Raw genomic sequence first — 26029 nt, forward strand, 5'->3', positions numbered from 1 at the left:
CTTTTTAAAGGGAACCCATCCCAAAGAGCGCCTTGCTGATTTTTTATTGCTGACACGCCATTTCAGCTTTGCCTTTTTAAATTGCTTTCTTCGGGTGACTAATTCTTCAGTTACAGCCTGAATGGTTTGACTATGTAAATTACATTCTTTGGATGTGCCTTTCGTATATTTGGCAATATCAAAAGCAGAGAGAAATTCACCTTTCCGCTTCAAATGCCTAAACCCTAAATCATTGACATAATTCCAGACGAAGTTCACTTCTGATGCTAGTTGGTCTAACACCTTGCAATGTTTGTCTTTTATACGTAATTTAAGGGTTTTCATGTACTTATATTAACAATCAAAACTCAAGGAAAATAGTCCTTAGTTAAATCAAACGACACTTCATGTCGTGTCGCTTATATCTCTGACCTGAAGGACAGAGTTTTACGCTCCATTTGATAAAAAAGCCATGATCAACATGGCTTTCAATGTTCCTAACGCAGGATGATAAACAGATTATAAATAATCCCCTTCGCGCTCTGGTTGATACAAAATTTTCTCAATCTTGACTCTCATCAAATGACCGTCTGGCTGTGGCCATTCAATTTCTTGCCCTTCTGCTAAACCTAAAATGGCCGTGCCTACAGGTGCAACCACATTCACCTGTCCTTTCTCACCTTTAAAATCATGTGGATAAACCAAGGTAATTTCAGTCGGTTCTTTTGCAGGTGCAATGGTAATCAACGCACGGGCATTCATACTCACTACATTTGCAGGTACGTCTTGAGGAGCAACGACTTCGGCACGTGCTAACTCATCTTCTAAATGTTGCATCGTAGGCGTCAATTTTGGTTGATGCTCAAGCATTGTTTCTAAACGATGCAAATCTTGTTCTGAAATAATAATCTTTGGTTTAATCATTTACTTATATTCCTGTCATTAGACAAACACTGAATCAATCAGCTTATCTACCCTCATATTCAATACGCTTAAGTTATAACAGAAATTCAGCTTATTGAATGAAGAATCATTTTTTTACATCCATAAAAAAAAGCCCCTTGAGGGGCTTTTCTCAAGGATGTGCTTATTTTGCGTAAACTGGGAATTTCGCGCAAACAGCTTCAACTTTTGCTTTTACAGTATTAATTACAGCTTCGTCGCCTTTGCTGTCAAGAATGTCTGCAATCCAACCTGCAAGATCACGTACTTCTGCTTCACCAAAACCACGTGTAGTTACCGCTGGAGTACCGATACGGATACCAGAAGTTACAAATGGAGAACGTGGATCGTTCGGTACAGAGTTTTTGTTTACAGTAATGTGCGCAGCACCTAACCATGCATCTGCATCTTTACCTGTAATATCTTGCTTGATTAAAGAAAGCAAGAACAAGTGGTTTTTCGTACCACCAGATACTACATCATAACCACGTTCAATAAGAACTTCAGCCATCGCTTGCGCATTTTTAACAACTTGTTGTTGATACGCTTTGTATTCAGGCGCCATTGCTTCTTTAAAACAAATTGCTTTTGCTGCAACTGCGTGTACCAATGGACCACCTTGGTTACCAGGGAACACAGCAGATTGTAATTTTTTCTCGATCTCTTCGTTTGCTTTCGCAAGAATTAGACCAGAACGTGGACCACGCAATGTTTTGTGTGTAGTAGTAGTCGTTACGTCAGCAATTTGCACAGGGTTCGGATATACACCAGCAGCCACTAGACCTGCTACGTGTGCCATATCTACAAATAAATAAGCACCAACTTTGTCTGCGATGTCGCGGAAACGCTGCCAATCTACAATTTGGCTATACGCAGAGAAACCCGCAACAATCATGCGTGGTTTGTGTTCAAGCGCTAAACGCTCAACTTCTTCGTAATCAATTTCGCCAGTTTCTGGGTTTAAACCATATTGGATAGCGTTATATGTTTTACCTGAGAAGCTTACTTTTGCACCATGAGTCAAGTGACCACCATGTGCCAAGCTCATACCTAACACAGTGTCGCCTGGGTTAAGTAAAGCTAAGTAAACTGCAGAGTTTGCTTGTGAACCAGCGTGTGGTTGAACGTTAGCATAATCTGCACCAAAGAGTTCTTTAGCACGGTCAATCGCCAATTGTTCAATAATATCTACGTATTCGCAACCGCCGTAGTAGCGTTTGCCTGGGTAGCCTTCTGCATATTTATTGGTAAGTTTTGAACCTTGAGCTTCCATTACTGCAGGTGAGCAGTAGTTTTCAGAAGCAATTAACTCAATATGAGCTTCTTGGCGCGCATCTTCATTGGTGATCGCTTGAGCTAATTCTGGATCAAATTCGGCAATAGAAATATTGGCAAACATTAGCGAGGTCCTATTAATTTAGGGCTTTTAAGCCGTGCTAAGATTGGCGCGTATTGTAGCATAAAGTTTGTGAACTGAGAGAATGAACTTTGCTCAGTTTTACATAAAAATAGCTCATGTTTCAGATAAAACACGAGCTATTTTAGGTCAAATCAATCTTTATCGTAATTCAACAACTTATTGAATAGGCATTAGTGATTGAACATCTTTGACAATCTCATCCATATTATCCACATACACCGAACCATGATCCCATTTTTGCTCTACAGGTAAATCCTGATCAGTGACGTAATGAATTTTAGTTCCCATCCCTTGAGCTGACTGAACCAAGTAATCCGTGACTTGTTTCGGTACAGTTGGGTCAGCCGTTCCTTGATAAATAAATATAGGCGTACTGATTTTCACTTTTAATGGCTGTGAACCATGGGTTAAGAAATCTTTAACTTCAGGGATGGTCGTCATGAAATTCGGTTGAGTACGTGGATAACCATCCAATTTTCCATAAGTCTGTGCGTGCTCTCGCATTGGCTGAAGCATACTCCCACCTAATGCCTCATAACAGATTGACTCTGCCTGAGCAGCAAGTTGATCTGTTGGTGACACAAATATTTCAGAATATTTCAAGGTTGGAGCAGTATTTCTTAGCCCCGCAGCAATTAGAGCAGTAAACGTATCTAATGGTACAAGTGTCTGTACTTTCTTTATTACATCTGGCTCCTGAGCTGCTTTTTGTTCACCACCCGCCAATACCAACGCTAAATTTGATGCAGGTGCGATAGCTATGGCACCCTTATAATTTAACTGCGCACGCGATGCATACTGTGCTGCACCTAAAGCCGCATGTCCACCCTGTGAATGTCCAACTACACTCCATCGCGTTTCTGCAGTATTACCCAAAAGCTTGCTTGCAGCGACAACAGCATCTGTAATCGAATAAGCTGCACTTTTTAAATTCAAGAATGGATGTAATTCTTTACCACTCGGTTCGCCTAAACCTTCGTAGTCGGGTGCAACAACGGCATAACCTGCTGCCAATAGTTTAGCAATGAAGTACTCATTTCCATTTAAACCTTGACGACTTGGTGCACACGCATCTGCCACGCCTGTTGTGCCATGCGCCCAAACTACAAGTGGCCATCCGCCCGCAGGCTTAACTGTTTGAGGGGTAAAAACAAGTGCAGTTGCCTGAGTTTCCTGTCCATTTACCCCTAACATTTTATAAGTCATCAATGTTTTAGAGGCACTTACTGTATCTAAAACATTATTCGCATTGGCACCCTGATCTAAATAAGGCTCTGTTTTCACGACAGGGGCACTAAAATTATATTTCGGAATGCCATCCTCAATAACCACAACACTCGTATCGTCATGATCATCATTACACGCAGTTAAAAACAAACTGCTGCTGGCTAAAGCCACGCTTAACCATATTTTTTTCATTTGCTTACCCTTGTCTTCATATTCTTATTAATTGCATCCTTCGCAATCTTTATTTGTACGCTTTTTTATCGTATCAGGCAAGATTTCAACAATTAATATGCAAGTGTATTTTATTTAAAATTAAACACTTACGGTAAAAATCAGTAAATTGATCACATATACAAGTGCCTATTAAATTTCAATTCAATTTGTCATACGCAGCGGCTAATGTTAGATTGCATTTTTATTGAATGACGCAAGCGAATCAGGACATGCAGGCAATTATTCTCGACACTGAAACCCATACTTTAAATGGACAACCCATTGAGATTGCCTACGCCCCCATTCAAATTCAAGATGGCAAAATCAGTCTAGATAAAAGTCAAATTTTCGATCAGTTATATCAAGTCGATGAGCCGATTTCATTCGCAGCGATGGCGGTGCATCATATTTTAGAATCGGATTTAATTGATCAACCGCATTACAGCAGTTTTGAATTACCTGCCGAAACCACCTATATCATTGGGCATAATATTGATTACGATATTCGCGCTTTAGAAAAATGTGGTGTGGATACTTCTAAAATTAAAGCCATTTGCACTTTGGCACTTGCACGTCGCGTATGGCCAAACGCCGAAGCACACAATATTTCAGCTTTAATTTATATGATTACCAAAGGCAGCGAAAAAGCGCGTGACATGATTAAAAAAGCGCATCGTGCCGATATGGATATTATTTTAACAGCCAATATTTTGATGCATGAAGTTCATCAACTACAAATTCAAAGTATTGAAGAACTCTATATCGCCTCAGAAGAAGCACGTATTCCACAAATTATCAATTTTGGTAAACATCGTGGTACGGCAATTGCCGACCTTCCTGCCGATTATGTGCAATGGTTATTAAGACAAGAAGATTTAGATCCTTACTTACGCAAGGCGCTCGAAAATACCAGCATTTTGACTTTATAAATGTTTCAAGTGAATCTTATTGCATTTACCTGTCATAAATTATTCATATTATTGTAATTTTCAAAGTCTATGCTTTGCCTTAATTTATTGGGGAAATAAATTAAGGCTCATGTTTAATTATCAAAAAACTCAACTCGGTCTAGATGCATTACAACAGCGCACACGTGATTTAAATGCACGTCAACGTCGTTTATTGGTACTGATTGGTACTGAAGATTTTGATTTACTCGGAGATCAGTTCAAGCAACGTCTTGCACCACCTGAATTGATTGAACAGCTATTAGATATGCACCTGATTGCCCCTGCTGCGCTTGAGCAAGACACTTTGCAACACCAAGAGCAAACGGCTAACATTCTGCTGCAACAAGAGCAAGAGCCATCATCTACCACTTTACACACAGAAATTCATAGCCAACTTGCAAGCAGCACCCCGCAAGCGCATGCTGAAAGTTTGGCAGAACCAATCCACACCCAACATCTTCAAGTAAATTCAGTTCCTGCATATTTAGAAGCACGTGTTGCAGCTGCCATCAATACAGAACAGCCCGCTGAACAACCTGAACCCCAAGCAGAAATACAGCCTGAAATTACCGCTTTGAGTTTTGAAGATGTAAAATTTCTCATGATGGATACTTTGCAGCGTCATTGTGGATTAATGGCAAAACAACTGATTCAGCGAATTTTACAAGCTCAGGATATTCGCAGCTTAAAACTCTGCCAAATGCAATGGATTACCTCTTTGCAAGAAACTCGTTTACCACCGAAAGCACTCAATCAGATTTTGCAGCAAATCAACCACTCTCTGCAAAAGCTTAATCCGACTTAAAGCTTAGATTTTTTTACTTAGTTTTAAGTCTTTTTAACAATTAAAACCATGCTCAGGGACATATGGATTAATTTATTTTTATTACTTTTCAACACCTTAAAAACACATATAAACCTTAGATCCATTATTCCTATAAAAGCTAAGACTTTAGCGGCATAGCCCCGACTGATAAAAATCAGCGATATAGTATTTTCTAGAATTGTTGAGGCACAGGGTTATGATGAATTATGCATTTTTTTTAGCGTTTGATGCTTATGACAATCCAATGCAACTCAGTAAAGTTGGCAATTGGGTGATTACCTTTTTAAGCCCAAAAGATCAGGAAAGCCAAATACAGTTAGCGATTACCAATGTGTTGCCGCGTCAAATTTCAGCACATTTACAACCGCGACGCATAGTGATTCAACAAAGTACAGATGCCCAGCTCTGGCAAATCTTGCAAATTGAATGTTTTGATAGTCAAACCAATCAAGAGTTGAGTTTTCAACCCGATGATGACATTGGGCAAGCGGTCATTCAAAAAATTATTCAAGAGTTTGATAAATACGATGTAAATATCCAACTTGTAGAAGATCAGACGGTTTAAAGCGATATGTTTTACACTTAATGAGCACTTTATTTACGTGTGCTTTAAAAATCCTGCGCACAAAAAAGCTCATCGAAATGAGCTTTTCTAAAAATAAAGTAGTCTCACAAATATTTACTCCAACACACGGAAAATACTATCAGACTCGCGGCTTTCAAACAAAAGTTCGATGCTTGGTAAAATCACTTCACCTTCCACAATAATGTGTTCAATTTTGTGAAATAGTGCCAAACCCGCTGCCAATGAAGTTTCTGGGATATTACGTAGCAATGCTTTTGCTTCGTAAATATGGCTAAACTGGTCTTTAACTTTAATATCGATGATTTGCGTCATTGTTGTTCCCTTTTTCTTGACGGAAATTTTTTATACCATAGCTTATAAATTTTTTAAAAAAGTGAGTTGTTAGATTGTTTGACAATGTAGTATTTTTTTAAACTAAATTTAAATTATCTAATAAATTCAAACACATATTTTTTAAAATTTTATTTACAACTTACAAAACCACAGTAAATTTGCTTGTTTTTCATTCTAGCACAGAAAAAACTCGCATTGCTGCGAGTTTTTTTATGTTGGAAGGCTAGTGCTGATTTTATTGTTTGAACAAGAGTTACAAACTCAACGAGCTGTCATTGATCCGTCCAACTGCATCGTAGCGTCTATTACATTGAATGACCTACTGTAGTTTTAATATAGTGAAACTTATTTTTTGCTGCAATAGCCCACTACATTTCAACACATTCACACAGCAAAATTTCAATTGATTTAATTTTCAGTTACGGCATAATTTTATGCGGTTAAAAGCTCCAGCTTTGCGATTAGCTTCTGCATAACTTGGCGATACTTTCAAATAATAAGAAGTCGACGATTATTCAATTAACTCAATTTCATAATCAACATCTTGCAGCATATCTTTATTGTATAGCTTTACCATTGCTGTTGCTTCAGCATAATCGTAGAACAAACCTTCTGCGACGGCTTTACTGCGAAATTCCGTGGTACCAATTTCATTATCATGCGGAACAAAATATAAGTTTTCTGGAATGAGTTTAACGATATAGCCCACGAAGCTGCCTCAGATTTTTCAGTTTTAAAATATGTGAGTTTTATATGCTGAAAAACGTGATCAGGCTATGGCAAATAAGATCGAATGTTTATCTTAATTTTTTATATACTTTTCAACTATTTTTTATATTACAGTTCAATGCTTATATACTAATTTGGTGCGCTCAGCGGGACTCGAACCCACGCCACAGGCTTCGGAGACCTGTACTCTATCCAGTTGAGCTATGAGCGCGCGCTGCACATCATAACAAAAAATTGCTGAAGGTAAAGCAACTATATATAAGTTACGTATTTTTATGCTTATGCTTTAAACAATGTTCCAAACTTGCAACATAGAATTCCATCTAACTTACTTGGTTTATTGGCGCAGATCGCTCACAATAGTGGCTCTATTCCTCAAGTGAGAATTTCATGACTGATGCATTGACGTTAAGGGACGTGTCAAAGACCTATCGAAATGGTTTCCAAGCACTGAAAGGAATTAATTTGACCGTTCCTGAAGGCGAGTTTTATGCCCTACTTGGACCCAATGGTGCAGGTAAATCTACAACCATTAGCATCATCAGTTCTCTCACCAAAAAAACGGCAGGCACGGTAGAAATTTTTGGGCACAATCTGGATACACAACCATCTCAAGCCAAGCAGTGCTTAGGAGTTGTGCCGCAAGAATTTAACTTCGGTCAGTTTGAAAAGACGTTTGATATTTTGGTCACACAAGCAGGCTATTACGGTATCCCTAAAAAAATTGCCGAACAACGTGCCGAAGAATATTTAGAAAAACTGGGTTTGTGGGATAAACGTGCCACTCAAGCGCGAATGCTGTCTGGCGGTATGAAGCGTCGTTTAATGATTGCACGTGCCATGATGCACGAACCGAAACTGCTTATTTTAGATGAACCGACTGCAGGTGTAGATATTGAGCTGCGCCGTTCAATGTGGGATTTCTTGACAGAAATGAATGATAAAGGCACTTCAATCATTCTCACTACCCACTATTTAGAAGAAGCGGAAATGTTGTGTCGTCGTATCGCGATTATTGATCGTGGTGTGATTAAAGAAGACACTTCAATGAAAAACTTCTTAAACCAGTTAAGTGAAGAATCTTTTATTTTTGATTTAGCTGAACCGATTCAACCCATTCATTTAGATATTATTGGTGTACGTTTCAACTTAATTGATGCAGTGACCCTAGAAGTCACCATGGATAAAGCTCATACCTTAAATGATTTATTCCAACTTTTAGAAGCGCAAGGCATTCGCGTGCGCAGTATGCGCAATAAGTCCAACCGTCTAGAAGAGTTATTTGTCAAAATGGTCGAAAAGAATTTAGATGGAGCTGCGCAATGAATTTTACCCAACTGCGGATTGCACTCTATACCTTAGTGCATAAAGAAATTCGTCGTTTTATGCGCATTTGGCCACAAACCTTGCTCCCGCCAGCCATCACCATGAGTTTGTACTTCGTGATTTTTGGTAATTTGGTCGGTTCCCGTATTGGTGAAATGGGCGGCTTTAGCTATATGCAATTTATTGTGCCCGGCTTAATTATGATGGCAGTCATTACCAACAGCTATGCCAACGTATCTTCAAGTTTTTTTAGTGCAAAATTCCAGAAAAGCATTGAAGAACTAATCATGAGCCCTGTACCTTTGCATGCCATTTTATGGGGCTATGTTTTGGGTGGTGTTAGTCGTGGCGTATTGGTCGGTATTATTGTCACCACCATGAGTCTATTCTTTACCGACCTTTATATTACCAATTGGTTTGTTACCATTTATACCGTATTAATTACGTCCTTTTTATTTTCATTAGGCGGTTTTATTAATGCTGTTTATGCCAAATCATTTGATGATATTTCTATTATTCCAACTTTTGTACTGACTCCACTGACTTATTTAGGTGGTGTATTCTATGCCATTAGTGCCTTAAGCCCTTTTTGGCAAAATCTCTCTTTAATTAACCCTGTGGTGTATATGGTTAATGCTTTCCGTTACGGCATTTTAGGACATAGTGATGTCAACGTGACGATTTCATTATCTGTGATTACACTATGCTGCGCAGTGCTTTATGGTATTGCCTATCATTTACTTTCTCGTGGTTCAGGAATGCGTGAATAATGAGTGTTGAACAATCTCTCCTTGGTAAAGACACCAATTATCCTACAGAATATCAACCCGATATTTTATTCCCTATTTCACGTGCTGCTGCACGTGAAAAATATGCAGATGTTGAGGGAATTCAACTCGGGCAAGACTGGTGGCACGTTTTTGAAATTTCGTGGTTGAATGCCGCAGGTGTTCCACAGGTTGCGATTGGTCGGATTACGCTACCTGCTTCATCACCTAACCTGATCGAATCAAAATCATTAAAGCTCTACTTTAATAGTATGAACTTTACTCGCTTTCAGTCTGAAGCCAATTTCATTGAAACTGTTGAGCATGATTTAACGGCTGCTGCGCAAGCACCTGTTACGCTAACTTTATTTCAGGTCGATGATTTAGCGATTAGCCAGCCTGAAGGTATTTGTATTGATCAGCTCACGCCTGAGCGTTTAGAGCAGCATCCTGACCCAAATTTATTGCAATTCGATTTAGAACAAGCGGAAGATATAGAGGTACAACTTTTCTCACATTTATTACGCAGCAATTGTCCTGTCACAGGACAACCTGACTGGGGCACGGTTTTTATCCGTTATCAAGGCAAAAAACCTTGTTATCGCAGTATTTTGGCTTATATTATTTCTTATCGTCAGCATAATGGTTTCCATGAACAATGTGTGGAACAGATGTTTGCAGACATCTGGCAAAAATTCGCACCAGAAAAACTGATGGTATATGCAACCTATACACGTCGTGGTGGTTTAGACATTAATCCTTGCCGTGTATCGGACTTAACATGGATGCCTCGCCCTATTCGTTTAGCGCGACAATAACAACATTGAGGTTGAACAATGCCATTTTTTGGATTCATTCCATCTGCAGAATTATTAAATACGATTGAAACTGCACAACAGAAAAAAAATTCAAGTGAGCCGCTGTACCCACTGCGCGACAAAACCGCATTAATGATTAATGAAGAAATCATTGATGCAATTTTAACGGAGTTGGTACGTCGTTTTCCTGCCAGCGATAAACGCGACACTGCCGAAAAACTTGCGGGCTATGTCAAATCTACCGTTGCAGTACTCCTAAAACAATTATTAAGCAAAGCGCCAAATGATGTCGTGAAACAATCGATTGAATTTTCTGAGCGTAGTAGCTTTAAAGATGCGGCAGGCAATGCACGCATCGGAGAAACACTAGATGCGAGTTTGGTGACCAGCCTTAAACACAACTATGCCGAAATTCAAGCAGGCAATGAAGTCAATAAAGCGGCTTTAACTGAACTGTATAAACAGTTCGCAGAAGCGACAGTACGTCACTTTATGAGCGACTTTAACAAAACCCTCGATTTGGGCATGATTAAGCGTAAAGCAGCAGATATTGGCGCAGCAGCGGTAATTAAAGCTGTCCATATTGCGGTGGATAAAATCATCCCAAATTTAACCAAAGAGGAACTCTTGGTTTTAGCGGAATATCACGACACTTTATTCCATCCTTAATATAGATACGTACATACATCTTAATCATGTAATGAACTGACAAAATGCCTGATTTCGATCAGGCATTTTTATTCGGAGAATAAATACTGTCAAATCTGTCCGTTTTTAGACAATTGCAGCAAGTTTTTGTGATGCGTTTTAACTTTGTTACAAATCCTGCGCGCTTTTTACACATTCTTTGTCTATTTTTGTATAAGTTTTTACAAAGCAAGCGCGCTTGAATGCTATCTTAGCCGCTGACTTCGCTTTAGCGCTTTAAGGTCAATCTAAGACCTCTTCTTCTATATAAGTACAAACTTATTTACTGCATATAAATAAGTTGTGCAAATCATCAATTTGGAATTTTGCCCAATATGTTCAAACTTGATTTTTATAACAAACTAAAACGTGTTTCTTTACTGATCGGTGCATTTTCTATCACCAGTTTCTGTCAGGCCAATGATTTTCAGCAACATCCGTCTTATGCCAGTTTTAAACAAAAAACGATGCAAACTTATGGCTTGAGCGAAGCGCAAGTTGACTGGGCAATGAATGGTTCTAAAAATTTACCCAATATCATCAATATTATGAACCGTCCAGGCGAAAGTAAGCCTTGGTATGCCTATAAAACGAATTTCCTTGCAGAAAGCACTATTCAGCGCGGTGTGCGCTTTAAACAACAATATGCAGACACGCTCAATCGTGCTGAGCAGCAGTTTGGTGTGCCACAAGCCATCATATTAGGTATATTGGGCGTAGAAACAGGCTTTGGCAGCAATAAAGGTTCATTTATTACTCGTGATGCTTTAGCAACGTTAGGTTTTGGCTACGAACGTCGTGCTGAATACTTCAAAGATGAACTCGCTGCACTCATTGCATGGTCATATAAAGATGGTATTCCAACCTCTTCTGTGGTCGGCTCTTATGCAGGTGCAGTCGGCTACCCTCAATTCATGCCAAGCAACATTCCAAAATTTGGGGTGGATTATGATGGCAACGGTCATATCGACCTTCGTAATTCAGCAGTAGATGCGATTGGCTCAATTGCAAATTACTTGGCACAGCATGGCTGGCAGCGTAATCAACCCATTGCATTTGCAGCACGTTATACAGGTAACAATCCTGACAGCGTCATCGCCAAAGATTTAACCCTGCCAACACCTTATGGAGTTTTAAAATCGCAAGGTGTGATGCCAATGAATCCAATTGTGCAAATAGATGACCTCGACTTGGTCAATGTCATTCAATTACAAGAAAATTATGGTCATATCTACTATATAACCTATCCAAATTTTCAGGTGATTACGACTTATAACCGTAGCCGTATGTATGCGACTGCACTGTGGTTATTGGGCACTGAAATTGCGAGTCGCTAAACAAAAATTTAAATATAAAACAAAAAAGTCAAGAAATATTTTTGACAATTTGATCACAGAACAAACTTTTTACACATTGTGTTACAATATTGGTTATTTTTTAATCAAATAGAGTTAGTTTTTGGTACTTTTTGTCATTATTTTCGTATAAAGACTAGACACCTTTAGTAAGGGATGAATATTATCCACTTCGTCAAATGTAGTCGAAAAAGTGAAATTACAGACAGGATTACCGCTATTTCAATCAGTTAAGAGCGAAATAAGTTAAAAATTCTGTCTTCAGGAGTTCAAACCATGCATAGTTCACTTAAATACTTACTTGCACTTTCTGCAGCTGTTGCCCTAAGTCAGTCGCAAGCTGAAATGGTGCAATCATCATTCAACAATGATAATGAGTCATCTAGCCTAGCTGCGCGTGTACTCAACAAAGAAGCACAAAGTTTTAATTCACATTTCTCAAATTTGAATAGCCTTTCAATCACCGAACGTTCAGGCGACCAAATCCGTCGTCAAACGATTGCAGCGAAAATTGAAATTCCTGCTGAAGAGCCTTCAGTGATTGAAAAGTTAAATACAGTGGCATCAAACACTGTACGTAAATTTAGCCAAACAGGTATGGCATCTTGGTACGGTCGTCAATTCCACGGTCGTAAAACTGCAAGCGGTGAAACGTTCGACATGAACGCAATGACTGCTGCACACCGTAGCCTGCCGCTAAACTGCTATATTCGCGTAACCAATAAAAACAATGGTAAGAGCGTTGTAGTTAAAGTAAATGACCGTGGTCCATTCCATGGCAACCGTGTACTCGATCTTTCTTATGGTGCTGCAAAACAATTGGGCATCACCAATGCAGGTACTGCCAAAGTAAGCATTGAGCGTATTGACGGTCCAAACTCTTAAGATTCGCTTACACGACTTCACATTTGACTTGAAAGCCACAGCAATGTGGCTTTTTTAATGCCTGTAAGATTTACAGTCATCCCATGCATGTCTGCACAAAGATGATCCACACAAATTTTGTTGCCACTTCATTTTGAAAATATGAATACTGTTTTGACCGCCTCACTGTTCTCAGTTATATTTTAGACAGTCAAACAATAACAACGGATGATCGGTCTACAGGAGTAGCACATGAAGACAGTAAGCGAGTGGCTAGATGAATACAGCGAGAGCCATCAAAATAAAACCAATAAATTAATTCACTGGGTGTGCGTACCTACGATCTTTTTTTCGATTGTCGGCATCTTGGCGCATTTCAGCGCTTTACTAACAACATTACTTCTGGTGCTCAGTTTTATTTTTTATGCACGTTTAGACTTGGTTCTTGCAGTTGCAATGGCAGCATTAATGCTGGTAATGGCATGGCTGATTTATGTTTTGCCTGTTGGAATGGGTTTTTATATCGCAATTTTTGTTTTGGCGTGGATTGGGCAGTTTTATGGTCACAAAGTTGAAGGGAAAAAGCCTTCATTCTTCAAAGACCTCCAATTCCTTCTCATTGGCCCAATTTGGTGCATGGATGCCTATTTAGGTAAAATCCTACCCTCTTGGAAAACACGTCGTAAAAACAGCATTATGAGCATTTAAACGCTATATCCTATTTTCGTTATCGGAAGAACCGTTATTGATAGGTTCTTCCTTGATGTTTTAACCATCCGCCCACGTGTTTATTTGCTGGATCATGATGCGTCCAGTGAATCACCCCACCCTTATCTGAGTATTCATATTCACCAAAAAACTCAACAGTATCACCTTTTGCAATATTGGTAATTCGTGGTGCAAGATCAATATTATGTGCAACCAATACAGTTTGCCCATTATTCAGTTTTAAAATAAATTTTTGATGACGTGAGCCTTCGTTGTCATCCGCTAACACTGCAATGACCTGCCCACTCGCACGGACTTGTAAATCGCTCTGTTTGCGCTCAAACGCACGTTCAATCAGCTGAACACCCTGAGCATCATCTTGCAGCGCATCTCGCTGTACGTCTAACTGCTCTTTTTCAGTTTGCGATGTGCGAGCAGTACTTGTAGATGGTGCATTTGATGTTTCAGACTGAAACTGCTGTAAATCTATGCCAAAAAATGCAGCAATTAGCACTACAATAATTGCGCCGATGCTTAAATTCTTTTTATTTGCCATATAACCTTCTTGTTCTGATTCCACCCTATACGATTAAGTCAATTATTCGTAACATACTGATTTAAAATTAATATCTTTAATCTTCATCTCAATATTTATGCCACGATTGCATATTGCCAAAATCTATATTCACAAAAAAGCCCCAAAATAAATTGGGGCTTTCCTTACAAAATATTTTACCTTAAGTAAAAATTATTTTGCAGCAGCTTGAGCAGCAGCAACTTCTTCAGCGAAGCTCATTTCTGCTTTTTTCTCAATACCTTCGCCTACTTCGAAACGAACGAATTGAGCAACAGTTGTACCAGTTGCTTTTAATACTTCAGCAACTTTCTTCTCGTTGTCAATTACGTACATTTGACGATCAAGCGCAACTTCGTTCAAGTATTTTTCAACTGAACCAGTTACCATCTTCTCTACGATGTTTGCAGGCTTACCAGATTCAACTGCTTTCGCTTCTGCAATTTCTTTCTCTTTAGCGATAAGATCAGCAGGAACTTGTTCAGCAGTAACAGCAACTGGGTTGAATGCAGCAACGTGCATTGCAATACCTTTACCAGTCGCAGCATCACCTGTGTAAGAAACAACAACACCGATTTTTAAACCGTGCTTGTACACAGCAAGGTTTTCACCTTCAACGATTTGTGCACGACGAACTTGGATGTTTTCACCAATTTTTTGAACAAGTGCAACACGTGTTTCTTCAACAGTTGCGCCATCTTCAAGTTTAAGTTCAGCAATTTTAGCAGCATCAGTTTCGTTTGCAGCAAGAGCAGCAGCAGCAACTTTCGCAGAGAAACCAGCAAAGTTTTCGTCTTTTGCAACGAAGTCAGTTTGACAGTTTACTTCTAAAAGAATCGCTTTGTTGCCTTCTTGAACGATTGTGATTGCACCGTCAGCAGCAATGTTACCTGCTTTTTTAGCAGCTTTTGCTTGACCAGATTTACGAAGGTTGTCAATCGCTAATTCGATGTCACCGCCCGCTTCTGTTAATGCTTTTTTACATTCCATCATTGCTAGACCAGTACGATCACGCAATTCTTTAACCATGCTTGCTGTAACTGCAGTCATGTTTATCTCCTAAAATCGGTAGAAAATGAATTCTTTTTTTAACAGAAACGGCCCAGAGGGTGTCTCTTGGGCCGTCTGCATACATGACGCTTACTTTGCCACCATCACATGTCGCAAAAATGACAAGCTTACGTCAAAACGCATTAAGCCTCAGAAGCAGGAGCTTCTTCGCCTTTTGCTTGAGCATTGGCTTGAGTTTGAGCGTATTCTTTACCAGCAATGATCGCATCAGCCATTGAAGAAGCGTAAAGTGTTACTGCACGGATCGCATCGTCGTTACCCGGAATAACGTAGTCTACGTTGTCTGGGTTAGAGTTTGTATCTACGATACCGATTACAGGAATACCTAAGTTTTTAGCTTCTTTAATTGCAATTGCTTCGTGATCAACGTCAATTACGAATAATGCGTCAGGTAAACCACCCATGTTTTTCACACCGCCTAAAGCGCGCTCAAGTTTTTCCATTTCACGGCTACGCTCTAAAGCTTCACGTTTAGTAAGCTTAGCAAAAGTACCGTCAGTAGACTGAACTTGAAGATCTTTTAAACGGCTGATAGATTGGCGAAGTGTTTTCCAGTTCGTCAACATACCACCTAACCAACGGTGATCTACATACGGTTGACCAGCGCGTTGAGCTTGTTCACGGATGATTGCAGAAGCAGCACGTTTTGTACCAACGAACAAAACTTTGTTCTTTTTGCTAGCCAATTGGTTTGCAAAGTTCAAAGCATCATTTAACGCAGGAACAGTGTGTTCAAGGTTGATGATGTGAATTTTGTTACGCGCACCAAAGATGTATTGACGCATCTTTGGGTTCCAGAAACGTGTTTGGTGACCAAAGTGTGCGCCAGCTTGAAGAAGGTCGCGCATGCTTACGTTGTAATCTGCCATTTTCTTTACCTTAAATGTTTGGGTTAGGCCTCCATATATCCGCATTCTCCACCCCAAAGGGCACCCAGAGTAATGTGACGATATATGTGCGGATTTTTAATTTCCCTTTTACCAAGCTCTTTGAAACATATTCATAAAAAGCATTTGATAAAATGGGCGGCTATTTATACCATAGTCACACACAAATTTCCAAAAGTTTTTAAAGATCATGAACACAACTTATCAAGCACCTCGTCGACTCATCAAAACCGCAGAAGATATTGAAAAAATGCGCGTGGCAGGACGACTGGCGGCAGAAGTTTTGGAGATGATCAAAGCACACGTTAAACCAGGCGTTACTACGCTCGAACTGGATACGATTTGCCATGACTATATTGTCAATCAACAACAAGCTATTCCTGCCTGCTTAGGTTATGGTGCTGCTCCGGGTCGTCCAGCATTCCAACACACCATTTGCACATCGGTTAACCATGTGGTTTGTCACGGTATTCCGTCAGAAAGTAAAGTGCTGAAGAAAGGCGATATTTTAAATATTGATGTCACAGTCATTAAAGATGGTTTCCACGGCGATACCAATATGATGTATATCGTGGGTGGTGAAACTTCCATTTTAGCCAATCGTTTATGCAAAGTTGCCCAAGAAGCGATGTATCGCGGTATGGCAACCGTTAAACCCGGTTCAACCATTGGTGATATTGGTCATGCGATTCAAAAATATGTTGAATCTGAACGCTTTAGTGTCGTGCGTGAATATTGCGGTCATGGTATTGGGACGACCTTCCACGATGAGCCACAAGTATTGCACTATGGTCAAGCCAACACAGGCATGATTTTAGAAGAAGGTATGACTTTTACCATTGAACCAATGGTCAATGCAGGCGTATGGCAAACCAAATTACTTGGCGATAAATGGACAGTGGTGACCAAAGACCACAAATTATCGGCACAGTTTGAACACACCATTTTGGTCACCAAAGATGGCTTGGAAGTGCTGACTGCCCGCCCTGATGAAGATTTATCACGCTTTACTGCATAACGTGTTTGCAGCCAAAATCTGTCATTGGCTAAAAATTTAACCCGTATGTCAAAAAGATCAGTTCCGACTGGTCTTTTTTATTAATTTCAACGCATACAATTTCTATAAAATCTTTTTATTTCAAACCAATAGAACTTTAAAGCCATCCAATAAAACAAGCATTTTCACGTATTCAACAGTTTTGGATTTAACAAAACACCTGCACACTTTTCCAGTTATTCACAAAAGTTTAAAAAAATATCTTGTAAAAACAACAGTTTTATTTTTCCAGTCCATTTCATAATGCCTTGCATAACAATGCCGTAAATAACAACAAGCAAAATTGGACATGGAGTTCCACAATGAAAAAAACACTATGCTGTTTGGCACTGAGTAGTTTGCCAGTCATTAGTTATGCCAACTCACCTTATTTTAGTTTAAAAGATGGTGATGGTTTTAAACGCTTTTCTGTTTCGGTAGGTGCGCTGCACGTTATGCCACAAGGTAAAGCACAACCTTTTCGGGTCAATACAGCCATCCACAATGGCTACACAGCGGATGTCGGTGAGGTTCAATCGCAAACTGTAAAAGATAATTTACGTGACGGTTTTGAGCCACCCATATTATTAAGCGGAGCATTAAATTTGCTGCCTACCGTGCCTGCCAACATGAGTGGACAAGCCACAATTTCAGGTTTGGAACAATGGGATAATCCCGGTACAGGTTTAGAAGCAGATGATGTCACTACACTGGGTATCATCAGTAACTATTTCTTTACTGATAATATTTCCTTTGAAGTCAAAGGCGGCATTCCACCTAAAGTTGATTTGCAAGGCAAAGGGAAAATTTATGCACCTTTCTCCGCAATTGCACGTCCATTAGGCGGTGCGTTGGGTGAGCTAGAATTACAAAACGATATTTTCATTACCGATTTAGCAGCACATGGCCCTGCTGCTTCTGCCCGAGCATGGACACCTGCATTTGAGTTTCAATATCACTTTGGCAAAACAGGCGTAAATAAGTTCCGCCCTTATGTTGGCCTAGGTTTAATGTATGCCTACTTTAATGAACTGGAAATTAACCCGCGTACCGAACAGGATCTGATTGCCGCCGGTCATATGATTGCTAATATTAAACAGGGGCAAGCCGGTGCATCATTGGAAGGCACACCAAGTAATGCCAATCCGAAAGTTGAACTTGAAGCCTCGGATGCGTTCGCACCGGTAGCCACGGTTGGTTTTACCTATGACTTTAATGAAAAATGGTTTGCAGTTGGTTCACTATCTTATGCACACCTTAAAAATGAAACCACCATTACGGTGACCGATGCCAAACATGGTGAATTGATTCACTCTAAAGCAGATATTGAAGTGAATCCAGTGATTGCCTATGCAGGTTTTGGTATGCGTTTTTAAGCATTAATAGCAGTCTTTGATCAGTCCTATTTAAGACGATAATCCCCTTCACTTAATCCTTCTCCCACAGGGAGAAGGATTTTTCAATATCCATTTGGCTTGTAGCTCATGATCATTTTTTGCTTAGAATATTCAAACTAATATCTATAACCAAATTTTATCATTTGATGAATTTTATTTTATCGCGATCTGCGGCTGAATCGACTACCATAACAAGCTGTTAGCCATACGTGGATGCCTTATGTCGAATGCTCAATTTTCCAAACCTCTAATTTATATGTTAATTGGAAGTGCCATTATTTTGGCATTATCGCTTGGGGTTCGGCATGCATTTGGTTTGTATTTGGTGCCTATGAGCCATGAATTTGGCTGGGGACATAATGTCTTTAGTTTAGCCATTGCCATGCAAAACCTGATTTGGGGTGCAGTCCAACCCATCACAGGTGCTTTTGCAGACAAATACGGTAGTAAAATTGTAGTTGCAGTTGGTGGCGCACTGTATGCACTCGGCTTATTGCTCATGGCCGTCAGCTCGACAGGCTTATTGCTAAATTTAAGTGTGGGTTTAATTTTAGGTTTGGCACTTTCTGCAACCTCTTTCCCTGTGCTACTTTCTGCAGTAGGTCGCGCTGCTCCTCCAGAAAAGCGTAGCCTTGCAATGGGTATTGCCAGTGCTGCAGGCTCGTTTGGGCAATTTATCATGTTGCCATCGACCTTATTGTTATTACAAAGTGTAGGTTGGTCGGGCGCATTAATTGTCAGTGCGATTTTAATTGTCTTGATTGTTCCTTTGGCATGGATGCTCAAAGCACCCATGTATCAAAACCCTAATGCAAGTTCAGTCAGCCAACCCGCTTTAGGCTTTAAACAAGTTTTGGAGATTGCCAAAAACCATAAACCCTTTTGGTTTTTAGCTTTGGGCTTTTTTGTCTGTGGTTTTCAAGTGGTGTTTATCGGGATTCACTTACCTAGCTACTTAATCGATCATGGCTTTAATGCAACCACAGGCACAGTTTTTCTAGCACTCGTGGGTTTATTTAATATTGTAGGCACTTATACGGCGGGTTGGTTAGGTGGTCGCTATTCCAAACCACACTTGCTGATGTGGCTTTACGGACTACGCGGTATTGCCATTATCGCCTTTTTAATCCTGCCTTTAAGCATCTGGACAATTTATGCATTCGGGATCATTATGGGTTTGTTGTGGTTATCTACAGTGCCTTTAACCAATGGTATTGTGGCAAATATGTTTGGGATTAAATACCTGACCATGCTCAGTGGCATTGTGTTTTTTACACACCAAGTCGGCTCATTTTTTGGTGGATGGCTTGGCGGTTTAAACCACGATCTGACAGGTAACTATAATGCTATCTGGATTGTTTCTATTGCTTTAAGTGCGTTTGCGGTCTTGGTGCATTTCTGGGTCAATGAGGAGCACGTCATTCATGACTAATTCTTTATTTAATTTTAAAGTGCTGCTCGCGCTGGCGGTTATTGCCCTGCTCGTCTTTTCAATTTTTTTATGGATGCAAACGCCTCAACTGTTTGAGTATTTTAATCAGGCATTCTGCGCACATTAATTGTCTGCGTCACTCGATCTCTTTATCAATGTATTCAATACTGAAGGAGTAACTTATATAACTTGCTCCATTGACTAGATTGCATTTAAACAGCAAATCTATGCAAAATAAGTTAAATGGTTCAAGATCAAACATTTATTTAAAAAGATAATATTTTTCATAAGCTTAGAATTTCTTTTAATTTTATCTGATGGCTGTTTTTACTTAAATTTTCTTGACCATATACCAAGAAAGAGTAAAACCCAATGAGCAGTCTAAGCCCACTTTCTCAAGCGATTCATGATGCACCACGTTGGCATCAAGCCGATTCATTACAAAATCCTAATGATATTCAAATACAACCTTTAGCAGGTGCTGCCTTAGGTGCTGTCGTGACAGGACTAGATACGAAAAAATCCCAAACAGGGGCAACAATTTATCGTCTAAAACAAGCTTTGGCACAACATCTAGTTTTGATTTTTAAACAACAACAGCTAGATGATTTACAGTATTTAGCATTTGCCAGTTACTTTGGTTCTATTTTCCGTCCAAGTTCAGACAATCCTGTTTTAGGCAGTCAAGCCGACACAGGCACACCGCCCGATGTTGTACCAGTATCTAATGCTGTTGGACAAGGTGATTATACGGGACATGCAGAACTCAAACCGCATGCAGACCATCAATGGACACCTCTACCCTCTTTTGCCTCGCTGCTGTATGCCATAGAAATTCCAAAACAAGGCGGACAAACTACGTGGTACAACACCATTAAAGCCTACGATGCCTTAGATGAAACCACCAAAGCGGAAATTAATCACCTTCAACTCATTACATACAACCCTTTTGTTCGTGCGCAAAATACGACTGCAACGGGTAGCTATGGTAATTCGCCGCTGTATCGTTTTCATGATCAACCTATTGTTGGTCATGGCTATCCACACCCTTTGGTGAGAGTCCATCCTGAAACTGGACGTAAAGCCCTTTGGCTGAACACCCATTCTGAAGTTGAGTTGCTCAATTATGACGATCAGGCAGGTAGTGAATTAATTGCTCGGCTCCGCGCACATATTTTAAAGCCAGCCTTCCGCTACACGCATCATTGGGAACAAAGGGATTTGGTATTTTGGGACAATCAAGTGACCTTACACTCTAGGGAGCCATTCCCTGCCGAGCAACGGCGCTTACTTAAAAGAATAAGTTTGGCGGGTAGCCGGCCATTTTAATCTTGCTACTCATGTTAAAAGGCAGCACGCCACTATTGGACTCAAATAAAAAGATGCGCCAAAACTAAAATAACAAACGAACAACTTAGAATAAGAAAACCCGTAAAGCCTAAACTTTACGGGTTCTTTTTTAATGAACTTTAAGCAATATTGCAGTAACTTAGAATAAACGATTCATACCATTTAAAGTTGCTACACGGTAAGCTTCAGCCATGGTCGGATAGTTAAATGTTGTTTCCACAAAATACTTAATGGTATTGTTCGGGCTGTTCATCACCGCCTGACCAATATGGATAATTTCTGCCGCATTATTACCAAAGCAATGCACGCCCAATACTTCTAAAGTGTCACGGTGGAATAAAATCTTCAATTCACCCACTGTATCACCCGTAATTTGCGCACGTGCCAAATGACGGAAAGATGCCTGACCAACTTCATAAGGAATTTTTTCTTCCGTCAATTCCTGTTCAGTTTTACCAATCGAAGAAATTTCTGGAATGGTATAAATACCTGTTGGAATATCGGTCACAGGCGCAACATTTTCTTCGCCACTCATATTTGCACCCGCGCAACGACCTTGGTCATAGGCAGCTGATGCTAACGAAGGCCAACCAATTACATCGCCCGCAGCATAAATATTCTCTACTTCGGTTTGATATTGATCATTGACTGTTAACTGACCACGGCTGTTTGGCTTAAGTTCGACATTTTCAAGACCTAAACCATCGGTATTACCCGAACGACCGTTACACCACAAAATCGCATCGGCTTTGATTTTCTTGCCACTTTGCAAATATAAAACCACGTGATCATCAAAAGTTTCTAAATGATCAATTTGCTCATTGTGGCGAATCAGCACCCCTTGCGCACGCAAGTGATATGACAAGGCATCTGAAATTTCATCATCCAAATAGCTGAGCAATTTGTGCTGAGTATTAATCAAATCAACTTTATGATCTAAACCAATGAAGATGGATGCATATTCACAACCAATCACACCCGCGCCATAAATAATAATTTTTTGAATCGAGAAATCCAAATCCAAAATTTTGTCTGAATCAAATACACGTGGATGGTTGAAATCCAACATTTCTGGACGATATGGACGGCTACCTGTCGCAATCACAATTTGCTGACACATAATGGTTTCTTTAATGCCATCTGCACCAAATACCAAGACCGTATTTTTATCTTGGATATAAGCACGACCATGATAAATCGCAATTTCATTACGGTCATAAAAGCGAGAGTGCGTTTCAACTTGCTGCTGAATAACTTTATGCGCACTTTGCAACACTTGCTTCATGGTGAACTGACGCCAATCGCCCATTTTTTTAAACATTGGGTCACGGCGATAACGGATAATATTCGACACTGTCTGACGCAATGCTTTACTTGGAATGGTACCCACATGGGTACAGTTACCGCCAAGCTGCTCACGAACATCTACAATCGCAACACGCTTACCAGATTTGGCAAGTTTCATTGCCGCGCCTTCACCCGCAGGGCCTGAACCGAGAACAACCGCATCGTACTTCACGAAAGTTCCACTAACGACCTCTTTTTTACGTGGCATTCAACGCTCCTTTTCTTTAAATCTGTCTTTTCAATGGGCTATATTATGACGTAAATCTTTTGAATTTTCTGTATTTACTGTGCATATATTACGTGATAACCACATTTTTTATATGAATATCGTTTTTACCCAATTTAAGCACAATTTCGTTATAATAACCGTCTTATGATGAAGTTAAGGTGACATTTTACTTTTGCACTTAGATTCGGTTTAATCAGACTCTATTTCACGTAAAATCTAGCCTACACTAAATCTCTCCCCTTTCAAAAACAGTGGAAAAGTTGAATATGTCTGCAAACCGTAAACCAGAACAGGGTGTCAAACTTCGTGGTGCTGAAAAAGTCGCACGTATTCCTGTAAAAGTTGTTCCTACGGTTGAAACGCCTCGTAAACCTGACTGGATTCGGGTCAAAATGACGGCACCAGAAGAAGTTCAACGTATTAAAACCACTTTGCGTCAGCAAAAATTGCACACCGTTTGTGAAGAAGCCGCTTGTCCAAACCTTCCAGAATGCTTTGGTGGTGGTACAGCAACCTTTATGATCATGGGTGATATTTGTACCCGTCGCTGCCCGTTCTGTGATGTTGCGCATGGTCGTCCAAATGCACTAGATCCTGAAGAACCTCGTCACATGGCAGAAACCATTGCCAACTTAGGCTTAAAATATGCCGTGATCACCTCTGTAGACCGTGATGACTTGTTAGATGGTGGTGCACAACATTTTGTCGATTGTATTAAAGAAGCCCGCTCTTTAAGCCCAAATACGTTGTTAGAAATTTTGGTACCAGACTTCCGTGGTCGTATGGATATTGCACTACGCATTATGACCGAATGTCCGCCAGATGTTTTTAACCACAACATTGAAACTGTGCCACGCTTATATAAAGCCATGCGTCCGGGTTCAGACTATCAGCACTCTTTGAACTTGCTGAAAATGTTTAAAGAATATTGCCCAGATATTCCAACCAAATGCGGTTTGATGGTAGGTATTGGAGAATCTGAAGAAGAAGTTATTGCACTGTTAGATGATCTTAAAGCGCACGATGTAGATTATGTGACCATTGGTCAATATTTACAGCCATCTAAAGAACATTCGCCAATTGACCGCTTTGTAACACCTGAAGAATTTGAGCGTTATACAGCGCATGGTCAAAAGTTAGGTTTTAAAAATATTTGGGCTGCGCCAATGGTACGTTCAAGTTATTTTGCAGACCGTCAATATTATGGTGAACCTGTACCAACAGTACGTCGTAAAGCCGACCCTGCTAAAAAAATTAGCGTGCAAACCATTGAAGCTTAACACTCGCTTATTTCAAAATTTGCGATAAAGCTAAAACAGCCCCGACTTTATGTTTGGGGCTTTTTTATACCTTGTGGATATATTAAAAATAGATAGATGTGAATATTTTTTGATGGTCTACGACCAAGTGCGCATGGTGTCATCGCCATAAATTGTTAATCTATGCACTTAATCTATACACCGAGCTCAAACAATAAAACAGGGATAGTAAAATGTCACAACAAGACTATGACAATGGCTTAAAAGTTCGCACTGAAGTCATGGGCGAAAGCTTTGTAAAACGCGCACAGGACAACACTGTACCATTTACCCAACCTTTGCAGGACTGGATTAATGAACATGCATGGGGTTCAACTTGGCAACGTGAAGGTGTGTTACCACGCAAATATCGTTCCTTAATTACTATCGCCTTTTTAACTGCTTTAAAAAGCCCGACAGAGCTTAAAGGACATATTCGTGGTGCGCTAAATAACGGGGCAAGTGTCGAAGAAATTCAGGAAGTCTTGTTACACAGCTTGCCTTATTGTGGCGCACCTGCAACTCAGGAAGCTTTTCGCGCAGCGTTGGAAGTTTTGGCAGAACATACTGCAAATACTTAAACGCAATCTAAATCAAAAAATATAAACGCTCGACATTTCACTAAAACTATTTGGTGAAATGTCGGTAGAGTTGAGTTTTAAATCCAATACACATTAAAGCTATAAAAGAACTCATTTAACTCAAAGCGCACCTGATAACCCAAATCAGTCAGCTGTGCCGATAAATTTCGAATATCTTCTAAAGGTAAATGTTTTGGCAGCACAGTAAAAACTGCGGTATTGCCCTGCTTGGCATTCTCTTCGATTAAAGACGCCAAACGCTGCTTATATAATTCAATATCTAGCTTGGCATGATCTGAATAAACTTTTGCTTGTTCAGCAGTTAAAAAATTTGCCATCTTATTGTTCTCATTATGACCATGTTTAACATTCAGCATATTGAAACTTGACGATATGGCTCAAGTGATTTTTTGTTATTGTCTGCATAAACGCATGATCAATTAACCCTAATTTTTTAAAAAAATCACACCGAAGATGGCTTTTTCCCAGCAGACCTTTTAGGCTATCGCACAATCTTATGTTGTAATTTTGCTGGATGACATTATGTCAGAATCTGTTTCAATCTCCCCTGCGCTAATGAACCGCGCCATTGCAGGACAAGCCGATGCCCAATTTGAAGTGGCGGTGCTGTATATGCAAAGCGATTTTAATGAAGATATTGAACTTGCCGAACAATGGGCGCTCAAAGCTGCCGCAAACGGACATATCGAAGCCATGTATTGGCTTGGTGAAGGCTATACCGTATATGCCAAAGATGTTCTAGAAGATGACCCTGAAGATGCCAAACAACATTTTGAAGATGCTTTTGTCTGGCTCAAAAAAGCCAGTGATGCACAACACCCTGCCGCTATTTTAGAGTTGGCAGGCTACTACCGTCGTGGTGATGTGGTTGAACAAGATGTCGCTCGCTCTGTGGCATTGGTACAGCAAGCAGCAGAATTGGGCGAAGTACAAGCCATGCGTGACCTTGCTTTTATTTATGCAAATGCTTTGGGTGTAGATGCTGACGAAAATAAAGCTGAATATTGGACACAAAAAGCCGATGCAGCGGAGTAATTTATTTGTCTAGCCAATCAATTGATGGGCTAGACAATTTT

General features: G+C 40.0%; 28 protein-coding genes, 1 tRNA gene and 1 pseudogene. 18 read left to right on the forward strand and 12 right to left on the reverse strand.

Annotated features, from left to right (window positions below):
- From FTT71_RS02780 to FTT71_RS02795, 4 genes and pseudogenes are all read right to left on the reverse strand, one after another.
- Positions 1-324, reverse strand: a pseudogene (locus FTT71_RS02780) (RNA-guided endonuclease TnpB family protein); the annotation flags it as partial.
- Between the two features lie 174 nt (positions 325-498).
- Positions 499-903 carry a nucleoside diphosphate kinase regulator gene (gene rnk, locus FTT71_RS02785; protein ID WP_168461171.1) on the reverse strand — a complete coding sequence of 135 codons (405 nt, stop codon included), beginning with the start codon at positions 901-903 and terminating at the stop codon, positions 499-501.
- A gap of 163 nt (positions 904-1066) precedes the next feature.
- Positions 1067-2320, reverse strand: coding sequence for a serine hydroxymethyltransferase (glyA, locus tag FTT71_RS02790; RefSeq protein WP_019836649.1), 1254 nt, complete (start codon positions 2318-2320; stop codon positions 1067-1069).
- Between the two features lie 177 nt (positions 2321-2497).
- Complete coding sequence (locus FTT71_RS02795; protein ID WP_167846114.1) at positions 2498-3760, reverse strand: alpha/beta fold hydrolase; 1263 nt, start codon at positions 3758-3760, stop codon at positions 2498-2500.
- A gap of 251 nt (positions 3761-4011) precedes the next feature.
- Between FTT71_RS02795 and FTT71_RS02800 the strand changes: the two genes are divergently transcribed.
- From FTT71_RS02800 to FTT71_RS02810, 3 genes are all read left to right on the forward strand, one after another.
- Positions 4012-4710 carry an exonuclease domain-containing protein gene (locus tag FTT71_RS02800; RefSeq protein ID WP_179994499.1) on the forward strand — a complete coding sequence of 233 codons (699 nt, stop codon included), beginning with the start codon at positions 4012-4014 and terminating at the stop codon, positions 4708-4710.
- 109 nt (positions 4711-4819) lie between these two features.
- Positions 4820-5536 (forward strand): hypothetical protein, encoded by a 717-nt coding sequence (locus tag FTT71_RS02805; RefSeq protein ID WP_179988940.1) that lies wholly within the window; start codon positions 4820-4822, stop codon positions 5534-5536.
- Positions 5537-5753: 217 nt separating this feature from the next.
- Positions 5754-6122: a hypothetical protein gene (locus FTT71_RS02810; protein ID WP_004972910.1), complete on the forward strand. Its 369-nt coding sequence runs from the start codon at positions 5754-5756 to the stop codon at positions 6120-6122.
- Positions 6123-6236: 114 nt separating this feature from the next.
- Here FTT71_RS02810 and FTT71_RS02815 read toward each other — a convergent pair whose 3' ends face one another.
- From FTT71_RS02815 to FTT71_RS02825, 3 genes are all read right to left on the reverse strand, one after another.
- On the reverse strand, positions 6237-6455 hold the full coding sequence (locus FTT71_RS02815) for a hypothetical protein (RefSeq protein WP_004972907.1): 219 nt from the start codon (positions 6453-6455) through the stop codon (positions 6237-6239).
- Positions 6456-6987: 532 nt separating this feature from the next.
- Positions 6988-7185 (reverse strand): hypothetical protein, encoded by a 198-nt coding sequence (locus FTT71_RS02820; protein WP_004972905.1) that lies wholly within the window; start codon positions 7183-7185, stop codon positions 6988-6990.
- A gap of 155 nt (positions 7186-7340) precedes the next feature.
- A tRNA-Arg gene (locus FTT71_RS02825) sits at positions 7341-7416 on the reverse strand.
- 179 nt (positions 7417-7595) lie between these two features.
- On the opposite strand from FTT71_RS02825, the gene FTT71_RS02830 reads away from it, so the two are divergent.
- From FTT71_RS02830 to FTT71_RS02860, 7 genes are all read left to right on the forward strand, one after another.
- Positions 7596-8531 (forward strand): ABC transporter ATP-binding protein, encoded by a 936-nt coding sequence (locus tag FTT71_RS02830; protein ID WP_154320519.1) that lies wholly within the window; start codon positions 7596-7598, stop codon positions 8529-8531.
- On the forward strand, positions 8528-9301 hold the full coding sequence (locus tag FTT71_RS02835; protein ID WP_004972812.1) for an ABC transporter permease: 774 nt from the start codon (positions 8528-8530) through the stop codon (positions 9299-9301). The genes FTT71_RS02830 and FTT71_RS02835 overlap by 4 nt, the downstream gene beginning before the upstream one ends.
- Positions 9301-10116 carry an NADPH-dependent 7-cyano-7-deazaguanine reductase QueF gene (queF, locus tag FTT71_RS02840; protein ID WP_180160690.1) on the forward strand — a complete coding sequence of 272 codons (816 nt, stop codon included), beginning with the start codon at positions 9301-9303 and terminating at the stop codon, positions 10114-10116. Before FTT71_RS02835 ends, queF begins: the two co-directional genes overlap by 1 nt.
- An 18-nt stretch (positions 10117-10134) precedes the next feature.
- Complete coding sequence (locus FTT71_RS02845; RefSeq protein WP_180160691.1) at positions 10135-10785, forward strand: hypothetical protein; 651 nt, start codon at positions 10135-10137, stop codon at positions 10783-10785.
- Between the two features lie 353 nt (positions 10786-11138).
- On the forward strand, positions 11139-12140 hold the full coding sequence (mltB, locus tag FTT71_RS02850) for a lytic murein transglycosylase B (RefSeq protein WP_180064482.1): 1002 nt from the start codon (positions 11139-11141) through the stop codon (positions 12138-12140).
- A gap of 294 nt (positions 12141-12434) precedes the next feature.
- The gene (locus tag FTT71_RS02855; protein ID WP_004972798.1) at positions 12435-13043 is read left to right on the forward strand and encodes a septal ring lytic transglycosylase RlpA family protein; all 609 of its coding nucleotides are present in this window, start codon (positions 12435-12437) and stop codon (positions 13041-13043) included.
- Between the two features lie 231 nt (positions 13044-13274).
- Positions 13275-13730: a DUF962 domain-containing protein gene (locus tag FTT71_RS02860; protein WP_004972797.1), complete on the forward strand. Its 456-nt coding sequence runs from the start codon at positions 13275-13277 to the stop codon at positions 13728-13730.
- 34 nt (positions 13731-13764) lie between these two features.
- Here the strand turns inward: FTT71_RS02860 and FTT71_RS02865 are convergent, their stop codons facing one another.
- The 3 genes from FTT71_RS02865 to rpsB all read right to left on the reverse strand — a co-directional run bounded on the left by FTT71_RS02865 (position 13765) and on the right by rpsB (position 16244).
- Positions 13765-14286 (reverse strand): DUF3465 domain-containing protein, encoded by a 522-nt coding sequence (locus FTT71_RS02865; RefSeq protein ID WP_004972795.1) that lies wholly within the window; start codon positions 14284-14286, stop codon positions 13765-13767.
- Positions 14287-14478: 192 nt separating this feature from the next.
- On the reverse strand, positions 14479-15354 hold the full coding sequence (gene tsf / locus FTT71_RS02870; RefSeq protein WP_004972793.1) for a translation elongation factor Ts: 876 nt from the start codon (positions 15352-15354) through the stop codon (positions 14479-14481).
- Positions 15355-15497: 143 nt separating this feature from the next.
- A complete protein-coding gene (rpsB, locus tag FTT71_RS02875; protein WP_004972791.1) occupies positions 15498-16244 on the reverse strand; it encodes a 30S ribosomal protein S2 in 747 nt (248 codons plus the stop codon).
- A 208-nt stretch (positions 16245-16452) separates the two neighbouring features.
- On the opposite strand from rpsB, the gene map reads away from it, so the two are divergent.
- The 5 genes from map to FTT71_RS02895 all read left to right on the forward strand — a co-directional run bounded on the left by map (position 16453) and on the right by FTT71_RS02895 (position 21456).
- Complete coding sequence (gene map, locus FTT71_RS02880; RefSeq protein WP_004972787.1) at positions 16453-17280, forward strand: type I methionyl aminopeptidase; 828 nt, start codon at positions 16453-16455, stop codon at positions 17278-17280.
- A gap of 341 nt (positions 17281-17621) precedes the next feature.
- Positions 17622-18674, forward strand: coding sequence for an OmpW family protein (locus tag FTT71_RS02885; protein ID WP_180160692.1), 1053 nt, complete (start codon positions 17622-17624; stop codon positions 18672-18674).
- Positions 18675-18915: 241 nt separating this feature from the next.
- Positions 18916-20127, forward strand: coding sequence for an MFS transporter (locus FTT71_RS02890; protein ID WP_180160693.1), 1212 nt, complete (start codon positions 18916-18918; stop codon positions 20125-20127).
- The gene (locus FTT71_RS13290) at positions 20120-20254 is read left to right on the forward strand and encodes a hypothetical protein (protein ID WP_004972778.1); all 135 of its coding nucleotides are present in this window, start codon (positions 20120-20122) and stop codon (positions 20252-20254) included. The genes FTT71_RS02890 and FTT71_RS13290 overlap by 8 nt, the downstream gene beginning before the upstream one ends.
- A gap of 245 nt (positions 20255-20499) precedes the next feature.
- Positions 20500-21456, forward strand: coding sequence for a TauD/TfdA family dioxygenase (locus tag FTT71_RS02895; RefSeq protein ID WP_131261572.1), 957 nt, complete (start codon positions 20500-20502; stop codon positions 21454-21456).
- A gap of 160 nt (positions 21457-21616) precedes the next feature.
- On the opposite strand, the gene sthA is transcribed toward FTT71_RS02895, so the two are convergent.
- On the reverse strand, positions 21617-23032 hold the full coding sequence (gene sthA / locus FTT71_RS02900) for a Si-specific NAD(P)(+) transhydrogenase (RefSeq protein ID WP_042068765.1): 1416 nt from the start codon (positions 23030-23032) through the stop codon (positions 21617-21619).
- A 287-nt stretch (positions 23033-23319) separates the two neighbouring features.
- Between sthA and lipA the strand changes: the two genes are divergently transcribed.
- A complete protein-coding gene (gene lipA, locus FTT71_RS02905) occupies positions 23320-24333 on the forward strand; it encodes a lipoyl synthase (RefSeq protein WP_179990319.1) in 1014 nt (337 codons plus the stop codon).
- A gap of 212 nt (positions 24334-24545) precedes the next feature.
- A complete protein-coding gene (locus FTT71_RS02910; protein WP_004972770.1) occupies positions 24546-24932 on the forward strand; it encodes a carboxymuconolactone decarboxylase family protein in 387 nt (128 codons plus the stop codon).
- Between the two features lie 77 nt (positions 24933-25009).
- On the opposite strand, the gene FTT71_RS02915 is transcribed toward FTT71_RS02910, so the two are convergent.
- A complete protein-coding gene (locus tag FTT71_RS02915; protein ID WP_004972768.1) occupies positions 25010-25270 on the reverse strand; it encodes a hypothetical protein in 261 nt (86 codons plus the stop codon).
- Between the two features lie 205 nt (positions 25271-25475).
- Here FTT71_RS02915 and FTT71_RS02920 point away from each other — a divergent pair, with 205 nt between their 5' ends.
- Positions 25476-25988, forward strand: coding sequence for a tetratricopeptide repeat protein (locus tag FTT71_RS02920; RefSeq protein WP_131261573.1), 513 nt, complete (start codon positions 25476-25478; stop codon positions 25986-25988).
- The last annotated feature ends 41 nt before the right edge of the window (positions 25989-26029 follow it).

Origin of the sequence: Acinetobacter sp. YH01004 (genome assembly GCF_013420455.1) — a bacterium.
GTDB classification, from domain to species: Bacteria; Pseudomonadota; Gammaproteobacteria; order Pseudomonadales; family Moraxellaceae; genus Acinetobacter; species Acinetobacter towneri.